A 13,692-nucleotide genomic window follows, 5' to 3' on the forward strand; every position below is an offset into this window, starting at 1 on the left:
CTAATCTATCCTTTTTACTATCAGTGCTGAATTCGTTCCTCCAAACCCGAAGGAATTGGACAAAAATACATCAATTTTTTTATTTAACGTTTTTTTAACTAGGTTTAATTCAGCCGCACTTTCATCGGGTTCTTCGATGTTGATGTTAGGCGCCAGAAATTCATTTTGCATCATCAACATAGAGTAAATAACTTCACTGGCACCGGCCATCCAGCATTCATGACCCGTCATTGATTTTGTTGAGCTCACGTAGGGTTTGTGAGATCCAAAAACCGAAGCAATGGCCTTAGCTTCATTGGCATCGCCCACTGGAGTGGAAGTAGCATGCGCATTTACGTAATCCACTTTTTCTGGCGCCAATTGAGCCTGTTCCAGCGCTTTCTTCATGGCAGTGCTAGGTCCGTCTACATTAGGCGTAGAAATATGCTCTCCATTGCTGGAAAAACCGTACCCTATAATCTCTGCCAATATGGGCGCCCCGCGTTTCACGGCCGCTTCATAACTCTCAATGATCAAGGTGGCCGCACCGCCACTAGGCACCAAACCGTCTCGAGCCGCGTCAAAAGGCCGAGAGGCTTTGGTAGGATCCTCTGTATTCATCGAAAACACCCCTAAGCCATCAAAACTTCCCATAGCCAGTTCATTGATCTCCTGGGCTCCTCCGCAAATGACGCAATCCTGCAAACCGGCTTTGATGAGTTGATACCCCATACCTATTGCATGCGACCCACTGGCGCAGGCTGCACTCACCGTAAAATTAATTCCGGTGAGGCGAAAAATGGTCGATAGATTCATAGTCACAGTAGAGTTCATGGCTTTAAAAATGGCGCCAGACCCTACCAAAGTGGTATCCTTCTTTTCTCGAATTTTATCTACCGACTCGATTACCGATTTAGCGGTACTGTCATTTCCGTAGATCACTCCCACCTCATTCGAATCGAGAAAATCTTGATCGATCTTGGCATTTTGAAGCGCTTCTTTAGTTGCCACGTAAGCATACGCCGCTTCCTCCCCTAGGCTTACTCGTTGTCTGCGGGAAAGATCGGCCTTCAGGTTAGGCATTTCCACCATTCCTGTAAGACACGAACGATAGCCAAACGCTTTTCGTTTTTCATCAAATTGAATACCCGAACGCCCTGCAAATAGCGATTCTTTGACTTCTGCCAAATTCAAGCCGATGCAGGAATAAATTCCCATTCCGGTAATGACCACTCGTCGTTCTTTCATGTTCTTACGAATAAATTCCGCCGTTCATATTAATAACTTCTCCTGTAATGTACGAAGCCTTTTCTGAAACCAAAAATGATACCAAATGCGCTACTTCTTCAGCCGTTCCGAAGCGCTGCATAGGGATCATTCGTTTTAATTCTTTCTCATCGAGCTCGTCGGTCATGTCGGTACTAATGAACCCGGGCGCGACGGCATTTACCGTGATATTGCGTTTGGCTACTTCTTGTGCCAAGGCTTTCGTGGCTCCTATAATGCCCGCCTTTGCCGCTGAATAGTTGGTTTGTCCTGGGGTACCCTTGAGTCCGGAAACCGAAACCATATTAACAATTCGACCGTATTTGTTGACCAGCATCTTTTGCATAAGGGTGTGGGTTACATTGAAGAACCCCCCCAGACTGGTATCGAGAACGCTGTGCCAATCTTCCGGTTTCATCCACATAAAGAGCCCGTCCTTGGTAATCCCGGCATTATTGACAATCACCTCGATAACCGCATCAGGATGTGCCTCAAGCCAATTATCAAGGGCTTGCGCAACGTTTTCAGCATCGCTCACATTAAAACCAAGAATTTCTCCCGACCCTCCCTGTTCTTTCACAGCCTCCAACGTTTCGTTCGCGGCGGCTTCATTGCGGTTGTAATTAATGAGGATATGGTAATCGGTATCCTGCGCTAGTTGGATACAGATGGCGCGACCAATGCCTCGAGACCCCCCGGTTACCAACGCGTATTTCACCGTTTTCTTTTGCTTTTTCTCCATACTTTCATTTCGAATTCATGATTTTTCTATTTTCTGAATGTCAACTGCGCCGCTGCGATTACTCTCGCTGCTAAATCACCCTTTTTCCTAAACAAAGGATTTTGAATCCAACACCCTTACAACCCTGGCAATTAGTAGCATGTAAACGCCCAAACTATTCTGAAAACAATTCGGCATTTTGATACCAAACACCTCCTAGTGGGTTTCCATTCTCATCTAAAAACCCCCATTCCTTTTCGTATTTCACCCGTGCAAGACCATCGATAAAGCCTTTTTGATTATCCTTCTGAAACATAGAAAATCCACCGGCCGTAATATCGTATTGCGCCGGAATCACCATCTTTCCTTCCTTATTGATAAAACCCCAACGCTTTTTTTCTTTTACCGGTGCTAAGCCGTTATCTGCAAAAGTTTCGGCGTCTCGGTACACAAAATCGATCACCTGATTTCCTTCAGTGTCAATATACCCCCATTTTTTATCACGATAGACGGGAGCCAGGCCATTATTGAAGGCGCGTACTTTATCGAAAGTCGGCGGAATCACCCAATTTCCTTCCGCATCGATAAAGCCAACCTTCTTATCGCTGCGGGCGTAGGTTAGTTTGGAGCCCTCGTGAAAGTCCCAAATCTTATCGACCCCTGCAATAATGTTAAAATCATTTCCGTTGAGTAACCCAAAGGAATCCCCCTTGCGCGCCCATATAGCCTGATCGCTATAATCTCCTATTTCGTCGTATTCTACGGGAACTATTACTTTTCCTTTCACATCGATCATACCCCATCGATCGTTATTTCGAACACGGGCATGCCCAGAGACGAAAGGTTTAATGACATCGTAAGTGGGTTCAAGCACCACTTCGCCCCTGGTATTTATGAGTCCGATTTTCTTTTCTATTCGGTAGAACGCTACACCATCCTCAAAATCGTAAAATTTCTCTTGAACCGGCGTTTGGAGTATGGTTCCTGAAGGATCAATATAGTTCCATTGATCATCTTTCAGCACGAGTGCGTAGCCCGACTGAAAAGATTTTACGCGATCGTAGGTTGGCTGAATAGCCCATGCTCCTTCTTTATCAATAAACCCCCATTTCTTATCGCTCATAGCAGGAGCGAGGCCTTCCGAAAAACTATCCGCTTTCTCGTATTGGGGAGCGATAACCATGTCCCCTTCGCGATTAATAAAGCCGAAACGATCGTCATGGCGAACCATGGCAAGTTCCTGAGCAAGGCTGCCGAAGATTCCAAATAATAGGGCTGCTCCTAAAAATAGTGTTGTTTTCATAATAGTATTGTATGGTTAGTTAGTTGTTCGCTGAAACGGATAAAATATACTTAAAATTTTGGGGACTTCCTTTTATATTTCAGTGTCTTGAATCAATCGTTTCACTTTTTTCAAATAGGGATACATGACAATATCCTCTGAAAAAACCGGAACGAGCGCTCGAATATCGTCGTATAACGCTTTCGTTTTAGAGGAAACCTTAGATTGTAGCTCTAAACACTCAATGGCCTGAACTACAGTAATAAGCTCAATGGACAGTACTTCAAAAGCATTATCAATCACCTTCTTTGTGGTTAACGCCGCATTGGTTCCCATACTAACAATATCCTGATTGTCATTGTTATTAGGAATACTGTGAATATACATGGGGTTCGACAGCATTTGATTCTCGGCGGTGGTAGACGTGGCCGTAAATTGCACCCCCTGCATTCCGAAGTTCAAGCCCAAGGTTCCTAAATTGACAAAAGGTGGTAAAATGTCATTGAGTTTAGAGTTCAAAAGGTAGTTTAACTGTCGTTCTGAGAGCATACTAAGCTTGGTTACAGCAATTTTAAGCTTGTCCATTTCGATGGAAACATAATCACCGTGGAAGTTTCCGCCGTGATACACCTGCTTTTTGTGCACATCTACAATAGGATTATCGTTGGCCGAATTGACCTCTTCAATTAAAATTCGCTCTACAGTTCGCAGCGTATCCAATACAGGGCCCAGCACTTGAGGGACACATCGAAGGGAATAGTATTCTTGCACTTTCTCTTCGAACACCTCTACCTCTCCTTCGTTCTTGTACAAATGATGTTCGCGTTTTCGTGTCAGCTGACTATCGGTTAAATGGGCGCGCATTCGTTCGGCAATGTCACGCTGACCCATATGTTTTTTAGATTGATTTAGCGGTTCTGACAAGTGATCATCATAGGCCTGCACGATCTCGTTAATTGCAGAGGAAGAGGCTACCATCCAATGCAGCAAACGACGTGTGTACATTGTATTCACAATACCAATGCCCGTCATCACCGAAGTACCATTCATCAAGGCCAATCCTTCACGCAACGCCACCTCAATAGGCGCGATACCCTCCTCTTTAAACACCTCCGCCGTAGGTCTTCGAACGCCTTTGTGAAAAACTTCTCCTTCCCCTATAAGGACCAGGGCCATATGTGCCAATTGCACTAAATCCCCACTGGCACCCACACCACCGTGTTCAAATACCAAAGGGATAATATCTTTATTTAGTAAGGTGGCCATTAGTTCGATGGCTGACGGATGAATTCCCGAATGCCCTAGACTCAACGTATTGAGTCGCGCTAGCATCGCAGCTTTCACATAAGTTATCGGGATAGGGTTTCCACTTCCTGAAGAATGACTGCGGATCAAATTGTATTGTAATTGAATTCTTTCGGCGTGAGGCACCTTGTATTGCGCCATAGGACCAAACCCGGTATTGACACCGTAGATCACTTTATTTTCTGAAAAATCCTTCAAAAAATGAAAGCTTTCTGTCACCTTCTCGATGATCTTCTCATCAATCGAAATGGGCGATTCTTTAATAACAACTTGGTAAAAATCTTTGAGCGTAAGTTCTCCTTCAATATGGTGCATCTTCAAAAAACGGTTTTTGGATGGCGCAAAATAAAAAATAATATAGGTTCTTTGAAGTGCAAATGTAGAATAAATAAAGTATCTATATCTTTGCAGTACTGGCACCATGAAAAAAACAGAAGTAGATGTATTGATTATCGGAGCCGGACCATCCGGTTCTGTAGCAGCGGCTTACCTGCATCAACAAGGATGCAAGGTGAAGGTTGTGGAGAAGAATTCTTTCCCTCGCTTTGTTATTGGGGAGAGCTTACTACCGCGTTGTATGGACCACTTTCAGGAAGTGGGATTGCTCGAACCCCTAAAAGATTTTGGGTTCGAAGAAAAACACGGAGCGCGATTTATGAAGAATGGAAATGTGTGTCATTTTGACTTCAGCAAAAAACACACAGACGGTTGGAATTGGACTTGGCAGGTGCCTCGCGCCGATTTTGATAAAGTGCTCACAGATACACTGCAAGAAAGAGGCGTGGATATTGCGTTTCAGCAAGAAGTAATTGCGGTATCTTTTGATGAAGACGGAGCTTCCCAAACCCAAGTAAAGGATGCTAACGGACAGGTGCAGGAAATTAGCGCACGTCACATCATTGACTCTAGCGGATACGGAAGAGTACTTCCACGTCTTCTCGGCTTGGAAAAACCCTCTTCGCTGTCGGTGCATTCTTCTATGTTTACCCATGTAGTCGATACCAATAGACCTGCGGGAAAAGAAGGAACACTAATCACATTCGACGTGGTACGAGACGATTCGTGGATCTGGGTCATTCCATTTTCCAACGGCATCACCAGTCTTGGCTTTGTAGGCCCTACAGCATATTTAGAGTCATTAGACGGAAGTCCGGAAGAGCGCTGGAAAACACTATTGGAGCACTCAAGCTATTATGCCGATCGCTTTAGAGATACCCCTCCGCTTTTTGGACCCTACGAAATAAAGAATTATTCCAAGGCGGTCACAAAACTCTACGGAAAAGGCTTCGTATTAACCGGCAATAGCGCAGAGTTTTTAGACCCGGTGTTTTCTTCGGGGGTTACCTTCGCTACAGAATCGGCGTTGCGCGCAGCAACACTGGTAGCACACGAATTGAAAGGAGAAAGAGTAGATTGGGAAAATGACTATCGCAAATATATCGAGAAAGGCGTGGGTGTTTTTAGAACCTATGTCAAAGAATGGTATACCGGAAATCTTCAGAAGATCTTCTTCCATGAAAAAGAAAATCCCGTTATCAAGCAACAAATTTGTGCCGTCTTAGCAGGATATGTCTGGGACGATACGAATCCGTTTGTGAAAAACCACCATCGGTTGGTAAAAACTGTGGCACATATCGTGGACCTAGAAACAACGCAAGCCACGTAGCGAAAACCACATTAGCAAAAAACCCCGAAACCAGTAGCGGTTTCGGGGTTTATTATTTGTAAAGCAATTTACTTAGAATCCTTTCTTACGAATTAATTTGCCCACCGATTTACCGGTCTTAGCATATCCTTCTCCAATACGATCTTCGTTACTGAATGTACCTCCGAAGCGGTTTCCGGGCGCATTTTTCGCAGAAATTTCGAGGAGTACATTTGAACGATTCCCACTTTCAACAAACTTCAAATTAGTGCTTAATTTGGCTGGTTGTCGCATTACCGCGGCATTCCATCCCGGGTATACCCAAACGGTTTCCACCAACAATGTGATTTGAGCATCTGCTAGATCTTCTCCAAAATATAGCCCCTCGTCTTCTTCTAAATACCGATTCATAAGCTCTAAAAACTTTGGCTCATAAATAAGATCTCGACTTCCGATCCACTTTTTTTCCCAGGTTTTTCCTGAACCCCTTGTTTTTTCTTCCAGTTCCGCAGAACGTTCTGCCATATACTCTTCATTACTTCGATTGTCTTTGTAGAGGGTCATATTATCGTAGATAAACTCTACATTGATCTGATCTAATCCTTCAAAGAAATCAAAATCGCCTTGTTCTACTTTTAATTTTTGTGAAATTACCATCTGAGATACCATGATGGCTGCAATAAGTAATAGTCCTTTTTTCATCTGAGTTTTGGTTAATACGTGAGCTACAAACATAGCAATTATTCAGAAAAAGAACTTTTCATCACTGGCATCACAACAAATAGGAAGAATAAAAATTGAAGAAACAATGGGATTATTGGTATTCGTTAATACCATATAATAGCTGTTTTAACTTGCTGCCATTGAGCCCCACAGGCTTGTACGCGGTATTAAACTTTTTAATAGCAACATGGATGTTGTCCTTCATTTCATGATATTGAGTAGGTATTCTATCACTACACTGAGACTCATTTTCATAACTATCTAACATGATCCAAAATTTTTCATAGAACTTTTCCCCCTGCGCTATGAACGCATTGTATTGAGCGATGAATTGTACCAGGCGATCAATTGGAAATTGGAGATTGATCTGTTGAATTCGAATAGCGTACTGATTTTCGTTCGCTTCAATGGCAGCCCCCAAAGTATCAAGGTATTTCTGAAGGTTCCGGGTAATGCTATCCCAGTCGTCTTCGTCTCGGCAATTTTTCAAATTGTTCTCATACCCAATAGGCTTGGTATACGCCGAAAAAAGCTCTTCAAGATCTGCAATGATATCCTCGTTCCCATGTTGCAGAAAGGCGGTTTCAAAATAGATGGTATTGAGGTCGTTGTGCATTTGGAGCGTAAAATCTACAATGCATTCGATATCATTCAGGCTATTTTCCTTTTCTTCTTTTGAAGCACTGGGCTGAACAAAAAGCGATACCATCGAATGAATTACCGAAGTGTAAATGTTATTTCCCAATAATGTTGAGAGGTCAAAACCAGTCCGCTTATCTTTCCTATCTGACCATTGCTGAAGTGTTGTGACAAAGGCTGGATACTGATTAGGATTGCTCATAGAGTGGATATCTTTCAGTGTTTGAACAGAAGAAAAATGGTGGTCTAACGATAATGTTTTTTCATACAAATGATTGATGATTTGCAACCCTTTAATGTAGCGCACCTTAGCAATTTCGGTATAGGCCATTTGACGACTTATTTCAAGTAATTCGGAAAGGGAATCCTTCGCAATTAATAGTGACACCTTTTCAGATACAATTTTTGTTTTCCGAAGAGATCCCTTTGTTTTGGAAAGCGCTACGCGTAGCGTATTTTGCTTTTGTTGGTAAGCCAAACGAACCTCATCGATGGAGCGATCTAACTCCTCTAATAGTTGTATGACCACTTCGTCGTAGGTACCGTCATGGCAATACGCAGGCAGGGTAGTGAATAAAATCAATAGGAATGTGAAACAACGGTGTAGCATATTATTCTATGGTTAGTTCGATTTTGTATCGATCGCCCTCTCTACGGGCAATATACCGACCCCTTTTAACGGTAATCGGGTCTACTTTGTCTAAGGCGTTTTGTATCTCTGGAGGCAATTCATACGCGGCTGGAAAAGTAATGTACAGCGGGGATTGTATGGGTAAAGCGCTCTTATCTATGCCAAATAGCTTCACATGATTGGCGTTCGTTAGGGAAGCAAGCGGTAGTTCCCAAACCAACCGATTAGCAGACACCAACTGAATGAATCCGTTGCCAGAAGTGTAGGATTTCTCCATTGCACAAAGACCCTGTTTTCCATCACAATGGAATCCATTGAATGTTGCTTTAATTTGAACTTTTTCTTGCGCGGTTGCTGTTACAATTACGCTGAAGCATACTAAGAGAACAACACAGTAAATGACTCGTTTCATAAGTGTCTTATTCGGGGAGTCATTTGAAGAATTGAAAAGAAAAACGACGCTCGTTTTTTTATTCTTGATGGTATTTCTAGCGCTGGAAACGACTGTTTTTAGACGTGATGTCTTTTTCAGGTTAGAGAGTACGTCTGGTGGAATTATTTCATTGCAATCGTTTCAACAACCTAAATATCAGCTTTTTAAATATATTAATCAAGCGCACACACTCGGTATTCATAAATACCGACCGCTAAAGCGATCTGTTTTCAGCAACGAAAAATCGCTCGTTTTTGAAGGGCTTGAAATTTTAACAATTGCCCTGTCCACAGTCTTAAGAATTGAAAGTGTCCCCTCAAAAGAATTGGTATTCCCTATCACGCCTGTCCTTCCGAAGATTTTTCTTTTTTTCAAAAAAATCCTCGACCCCGACATATTAAGAAGTGTTAATAAAACTGTTAAAAAACATCTGTCCCTTTAAGAGAAATCTTCATTAAAATACGTGAAATTTATCCTCCATTCAGAAGTTTTCTAATTACAATTTTTGGGGTATGAAGTACATAATTAAAAGAGATTTTAGCAAGAAACCTTTTCAGTTAGAGAAGATTACAGAAGCTATTTTAAAGGCGATGACCGCCCAAGGCAAAGGAAGTCGCGATGCGGCACAAGACGTTTCGCTGGCAGTGTATCAAACACTTATGGAGCGACAGGAAGTAGATGAAAATTACATCCCTACGATCGAAGAAGTGCAGGATATCGTAGAGACCAAACTCATGGAAGGAAAATTCCCGGAAGTGGCAAAGGCCTACATCCTGTATCGGAATAAGCGCGCACTGGAACGCAAAAGCGATATTTTCGAAAAACGCATTAATCTCAAACCCTACGAATATCCACAATTGTATGAATATGTTCCGGCCATTCGCCATTCGTATTGGATTCATACCGAATTCAATTTTACAAGCGATATTCAAGATTTTAAATCACGCCTCAATGATGTAGAACGCAGCGCGATCACCAACGCGATGTTGGCCATCTCTCAAATTGAAATCGCTGTAAAAACCTTTTGGGGCGATTTGTATCATCGCATGCCCAAGCCCGAAATAGGCTCGGTGGGTGCTACCTTTGCGGAAAGTGAAGTGCGACATGCCGATGCGTACTCACATTTGCTTGAAGTCTTAGGATTGAACGAAGAATTTAAAGAGCTCAAAAAGAAACCTGTTATCATGAAGCGGGTTCAGTATTTGGAAAGCGCCTTGAAAAATGCGAAGAGTGACGACAATCAGCAGTATGCCGAAAGTATTTTATTGTTTTCGCTATTCATCGAGCACGTTTCCCTATTCTCCCAGTTCTTAATTATCATGGCGTTCAACAAGCATAAAAACATGTTGAAAGGGGTTTCAAATGTGGTGGAAGCAACGTCGAAAGAAGAACAGATTCATGGGGATTTTGGTATTGACCTTATCAAAATTTTGAAAGAAGAGAACGAAGAATGGTTCACACCAGAATACCATAAGATGATTCAAGACATGTGCTATCAAGCCTTCGACGCAGAGCGCGATCTAGTGGATTGGATCTTTGAAGCAGGGGAACTCGACTTTCTTCCAAAAGAAGTAGTCAACGAATTCCTTAAAAATCGATTCAATAATTCTCTTGAGAGCATTGGAATCGAGAAGATCTTCAATGTGGACAACGCTATTTTAGCAAAAACAGAATGGTTTGATGACGAAATCATTGGAACCAAACACGGCGATTTCTTCGTGAAACGCTCCATCAACTACAGCAAAAGAACACAAAGTATAACCAGCGACGACCTTTTTTAATATGCAAGACTCACACCAAAAAACACAACAGGCCCAAACGACCCAGAAACCCAATCAGAACTTGGTAAACGCCCGAAAAGAAACCTTAAAAGAGGTTGAGAATAAAGGGAAAACCGGATCTTTTGAATGGCTCAACAAAAACAGTCGAAAATTTCTTGCGGCCGGGTATCTTTCTCCCGGCGTAAGTGCAGAACAACGCATCCGAGAGATCGCAGATCGCGCCGAGGAAATCCTAAAGATTCCTGGGTATTCTGATAAGTTCTACAATTACATGTCTGAAGGTTACTTTTCGTTAGCCTCTCCCGTGTGGTCTAACTTCGGAAAACAACGCGGACTGCCAATTAGCTGTTTCGGATCGCATATTGACGACGACATCGGAAATATTCTCTACACGCAATCTGAGGTGGGAATGATGTCGAAACTAGGGGGTGGAACCTCTGGGTTTTTTGGAAAGATTCGACACCGGGGCGCTCCTATCAAGAATAATGGGGAAGCTTCCGGAGCAGTCCATATTATGCGCTTGTTCGAATCAATGGTCGATGTGGTAAGTCAGGGATCTGTACGTCGTGGACGATTTTCACCCTACCTTCCCATTGAGCACGCAGACATCATGGAGTTCTTAGAAATCGGAACCGAAGGAAATCCAATTCAGGAGTTGACACACGGTGTTACCGTGAGCAACGAGTGGATGGAAGAAATGATCGCTGGCGATGTGGATAAACGTACCATTTGGGCTAAGGTACTACAGAGTCGTGGTGAAATGGGGTATCCTTATATCTTCTTTAACGACAATGCGAATAAAGCTGCGGCTGATGTTTACAAAGACAAAAACCTACCCATCTACGCGAGTAATTTGTGTACCGAAATCATGCTTCCATCGAATCATGACTGGTCCTTTGTTTGCGTCCTTTCTAGCGTAAACGTGCGATACTACGACAAGTGGAAAGACACCGATGCCGTTGAAACCATGGTGTTCTTTTTGGATGCGGTGATTACCGAGTTTTTAGAAAAATTGGAGGGGTATCGCGACTCATCCGACCGAGAAGACCAACAAACCTTCTTGTTTATGGAGCGGGCGTACAACTTTGCCAAGGAAAACCGTGCTTTAGGATTAGGAGTATTGGGCTGGCATTCTTTACTTCAGTCGAAACGTCTGCCCTTTAACAGTCAAAAAGCCTACGATTTAAACAGCGAGATCTTCAGAGAAATCAAGGAGCGCTCGTACAAAGCTTCCGAAGAGCTTGCTGATCTTTTTGGGGAACCAGAAGTATTGAAAGGGTACGGACGTCGCAACGCAACCTTGAATGCCGTGGCCCCTACAACCTCTTCCGCATTTATTCTCGGACAAGTTTCTCAGGGGATTGAACCCATTTGGTCTAACATTTACGTGAAAGACATCGCAAAAATTAAAACCACAATCAAGAATCCCTTCTTAATAGAATTGCTACAGGAAAAAGGAATGGATACGCCTGAGGTTTGGAAGGATATTCGAAACATGGATGGGTCGGTACAACATCTTGATTTCCTCACGGAAGAAGAAAAAGAAGTGTTCAAGACCTATTCTGAAATCGATCAAATGGATATCATTTATCAGGCCGCTAACCGTCAAAATCACATTGATCAGGGGCAATCGCTAAATATTATCGTGCATCCTGATATGCCAACGAAAGAGATCAATAAAATACACGTAACGGCCTGGAAACTAGGGTTAAAATCCTTGTACTATCAACACAGTATGAACGCTGCACAAAAATTCAAACAAAAGAAAGATTGTGCAAGTTGTGAAGCATAAGGCCTTGCTACAATAATATTCGTCTAAAACACTCGTCTCTGGCGAGTGTTTTTTTATTTCCATCAGTAGACTACTCCACGCTAACGTACGCGAGCGCTTCTTTTTCTTAGGTAGAGGAAGTAATAACAACCCACTGCCCCTATAGCAATCAAGAGTAACCCCATGACGCCATAAAGCGAAAACCCGTGCGTCCCAATATTGGTTTCAAAATAACCATGACTGTAAGTAACTTCGCTAATTTGCTCGGTGTTCATACTGTATGCCAACGCATACCAAAGCACATTGAGTAATAAGAGTCCAATAAGCGCCAATGATAAACAGAGTGCTACGCGTAATGAAAGTTGTACGAGTTTCATAGTAGTTATGTATTATGGCCGGGTCAAATGTGTACCACACTAGACCCGACCGATTATTATTCCATATCGCCCGTGGCACAATTACAATCCCATGAAATGGTGTAATTCCCATCGGTAGAATCGTAATGCACTTCGATGCAACAATAGGCAGCCGCTATACAGATCCAGCCGAAGCATCGTTGCTGTGATACGGCTTGAAGTGAAGTTGTAACGGGTTCATTATCGCCATAGGCGAAATGAATAGGAGTGCCTAAATAGACACCATCTAACTTGTTCTTATCAATCCCAAATTCAATCTTCTTACCATTCTTTTTAAAAACGGAATAAAACACCTTTCCATTTCTATCGGTGCTTCGAACTTTGATATACTTCCCCTGGGAAAGCTTCTCAAAATTAAAGGTTACTTGATCGGTGATCGGCGTTACAACGGTGCCGTGCATGGCATCGGTCACGATAATTTTTCTTCCTTGCTGCGCATGCATTGGTACTATTACCAATAACAGTACGGCCCAAAGTGTTACTACATTTTTCATAATGATGATTTTCGAATTACCTACTCTTTCGCTTTTCGGTTTCCGCGAACGTTTTTAAGGTGGTCAACCCTTTCTACGGAAACCCAATTTGCGAAGCAGACCCACATGAAGAATAGAAAGTGTAAGCACTTTTAAGCATCTCAATGTCTGGCAGAGTTTTCGTAGCGCAAACAGGGGAGCAGCATGTTTCGAAACATTTAACACCCTAAATATCAGTCTTTTCTAACCTTTAAACAATCTAAAGATGTCTTTATTTATGAAATTCGAGTCGGAATTACAATCCGTAACCGCTACCATTACCCTGTTTTTTAGGAGGGTGCTTGAAAGAGAGCCGCAGTACTGTCACCCTGCGATGCAGTCAACAGGAATAAGCCATTGGAGAGAAAGAATGTTGCCTTGATGCATCATTGACCCGTTACTTGCACTGCATTCGTAATGATCGCGCTCTACAGAGTAACCTAAAAATAGGCTTATAAAAAAACCCTGAGCAAATGCTCAGGGTTTCATCCTTTTAGTTGGCCCACTAGGGCTCGAACCTAGACTCTTCTGGACCAAAACCAGACGTGTTGCCAGTTACACCATGGGCCAATACCAGAATGCGGATGC

At 42.8% G+C, this 13,692-nt stretch carries 12 protein-coding genes and 1 tRNA gene; 3 read left to right on the top strand and 10 right to left on the bottom strand.

Translation table 11 applies throughout. From position 1 onward, the window contains the following. From PO830_RS06230 to PO830_RS06245, 4 genes are all read right to left on the bottom strand, one after another. Positions 1-1,227 (bottom strand): beta-ketoacyl-[acyl-carrier-protein] synthase family protein, encoded by a 1,227-nt coding sequence (locus tag PO830_RS06230; protein ID WP_272852676.1) that lies wholly within the window; start codon positions 1,225-1,227, stop codon positions 1-3. 4 nt (positions 1,228-1,231) lie between these two features. Then, positions 1,232-1,963, bottom strand: coding sequence for a 3-oxoacyl-ACP reductase FabG (gene fabG / locus PO830_RS06235; RefSeq protein ID WP_272852884.1), 732 nt, complete (start codon positions 1,961-1,963; stop codon positions 1,232-1,234). A gap of 178 nt (positions 1,964-2,141) precedes the next feature. Beyond that, positions 2,142-3,269, bottom strand: coding sequence for a WG repeat-containing protein (locus tag PO830_RS06240; RefSeq protein WP_272852677.1), 1,128 nt, complete (start codon positions 3,267-3,269; stop codon positions 2,142-2,144). Positions 3,270-3,341: 72 nt separating this feature from the next. Further along, a complete protein-coding gene (locus PO830_RS06245; RefSeq protein ID WP_272852678.1) occupies positions 3,342-4,868 on the bottom strand; it encodes an HAL/PAL/TAL family ammonia-lyase in 1,527 nt (508 codons plus the stop codon). Positions 4,869-4,974: 106 nt separating this feature from the next. On the opposite strand from PO830_RS06245, the gene PO830_RS06250 reads away from it, so the two are divergent. Beyond that, on the top strand, positions 4,975-6,219 hold the full coding sequence (locus PO830_RS06250) for an NAD(P)/FAD-dependent oxidoreductase (protein WP_272852679.1): 1,245 nt from the start codon (positions 4,975-4,977) through the stop codon (positions 6,217-6,219). A 72-nt stretch (positions 6,220-6,291) separates the two neighbouring features. Here PO830_RS06250 and PO830_RS06255 read toward each other — a convergent pair whose 3' ends face one another. From PO830_RS06255 to PO830_RS06265, 3 genes are all read right to left on the bottom strand, one after another. Beyond that, positions 6,292-6,900, bottom strand: a complete 609-nt coding sequence (locus PO830_RS06255) for a hypothetical protein (RefSeq protein WP_272852680.1) — start codon at positions 6,898-6,900, stop codon at positions 6,292-6,294. Between the two features lie 112 nt (positions 6,901-7,012). After that, positions 7,013-8,170, bottom strand: a complete 1,158-nt coding sequence (locus PO830_RS06260; RefSeq protein WP_272852681.1) for a hypothetical protein — start codon at positions 8,168-8,170, stop codon at positions 7,013-7,015. Between the two features lies 1 nt (position 8,171). Then, positions 8,172-8,603 carry a hypothetical protein gene (locus PO830_RS06265; RefSeq protein WP_272852682.1) on the bottom strand — a complete coding sequence of 144 codons (432 nt, stop codon included), beginning with the start codon at positions 8,601-8,603 and terminating at the stop codon, positions 8,172-8,174. Between the two features lie 533 nt (positions 8,604-9,136). Here PO830_RS06265 and PO830_RS06270 point away from each other — a divergent pair. Beyond that, entirely contained in the window at positions 9,137-10,405 is a 1,269-nt protein-coding gene (locus PO830_RS06270) for a ribonucleotide-diphosphate reductase subunit beta (RefSeq protein ID WP_272852683.1), read from the top strand. Position 10,406: 1 nt separating this feature from the next. After that, a complete protein-coding gene (locus PO830_RS06275; RefSeq protein ID WP_272852684.1) occupies positions 10,407-12,197 on the top strand; it encodes a ribonucleoside-diphosphate reductase subunit alpha in 1,791 nt (596 codons plus the stop codon). An 80-nt stretch (positions 12,198-12,277) separates the two neighbouring features. On the opposite strand, the gene PO830_RS06280 is transcribed toward PO830_RS06275, so the two are convergent. The 3 genes from PO830_RS06280 to PO830_RS06290 all read right to left on the bottom strand — a co-directional run bounded on the left by PO830_RS06280 (position 12,278) and on the right by PO830_RS06290 (position 13,674). Further along, positions 12,278-12,553, bottom strand: coding sequence for a hypothetical protein (locus tag PO830_RS06280; protein WP_272852685.1), 276 nt, complete (start codon positions 12,551-12,553; stop codon positions 12,278-12,280). Positions 12,554-12,609: 56 nt separating this feature from the next. Further along, on the bottom strand, positions 12,610-13,086 hold the full coding sequence (locus PO830_RS06285; RefSeq protein WP_272852686.1) for a hypothetical protein: 477 nt from the start codon (positions 13,084-13,086) through the stop codon (positions 12,610-12,612). Between the two features lie 515 nt (positions 13,087-13,601). Continuing rightward, positions 13,602-13,674: transfer RNA gene (locus PO830_RS06290), tRNA-Gln, on the bottom strand. Between the last annotated feature and the right edge of the window lie 18 nt (positions 13,675-13,692).

The sequence above is a fragment of the Altibacter sp. HG106 genome (genome assembly GCF_028561755.1).
Taxonomy (GTDB): Bacteria; Bacteroidota; Bacteroidia; order Flavobacteriales; family Flavobacteriaceae; genus DFVG01.

What these genes read in the sequence shown, in the direction of transcription:
- PO830_RS06245 (WP_272852678.1), bottom strand. Translation starts at nt 4,868, where the DNA reads ATGCACCATATTGAAGGAGAACTTACGCTCAAAGATTTTTACCAAGTT.
- PO830_RS06285 (WP_272852686.1), bottom strand. Translation starts at nt 13,086, where the DNA reads ATGAAAAATGTAGTAACACTTTGGGCCGTACTGTTATTGGTAATAGTA.
- PO830_RS06240 (WP_272852677.1), bottom strand. Translation starts at nt 3,269, where the DNA reads ATGAAAACAACACTATTTTTAGGAGCAGCCCTATTATTTGGAATCTTC.
- PO830_RS06270 (WP_272852683.1), top strand. Translation starts at nt 9,137, where the DNA reads ATGAAGTACATAATTAAAAGAGATTTTAGCAAGAAACCTTTTCAGTTA.
- PO830_RS06250 (WP_272852679.1), top strand. Translation starts at nt 4,975, where the DNA reads ATGAAAAAAACAGAAGTAGATGTATTGATTATCGGAGCCGGACCATCC.
- PO830_RS06255 (WP_272852680.1), bottom strand. Translation starts at nt 6,900, where the DNA reads ATGAAAAAAGGACTATTACTTATTGCAGCCATCATGGTATCTCAGATG.
- PO830_RS06275 (WP_272852684.1), top strand. Translation starts at nt 10,407, where the DNA reads ATGCAAGACTCACACCAAAAAACACAACAGGCCCAAACGACCCAGAAA.
- PO830_RS06265 (WP_272852682.1), bottom strand. Translation starts at nt 8,603, where the DNA reads ATGAAACGAGTCATTTACTGTGTTGTTCTCTTAGTATGCTTCAGCGTA.
- PO830_RS06280 (WP_272852685.1), bottom strand. Translation starts at nt 12,553, where the DNA reads ATGAAACTCGTACAACTTTCATTACGCGTAGCACTCTGTTTATCATTG.
- PO830_RS06230 (WP_272852676.1), bottom strand. Translation starts at nt 1,227, where the DNA reads ATGAAAGAACGACGAGTGGTCATTACCGGAATGGGAATTTATTCCTGC.
- PO830_RS06260 (WP_272852681.1), bottom strand. Translation starts at nt 8,170, where the DNA reads ATGCTACACCGTTGTTTCACATTCCTATTGATTTTATTCACTACCCTG.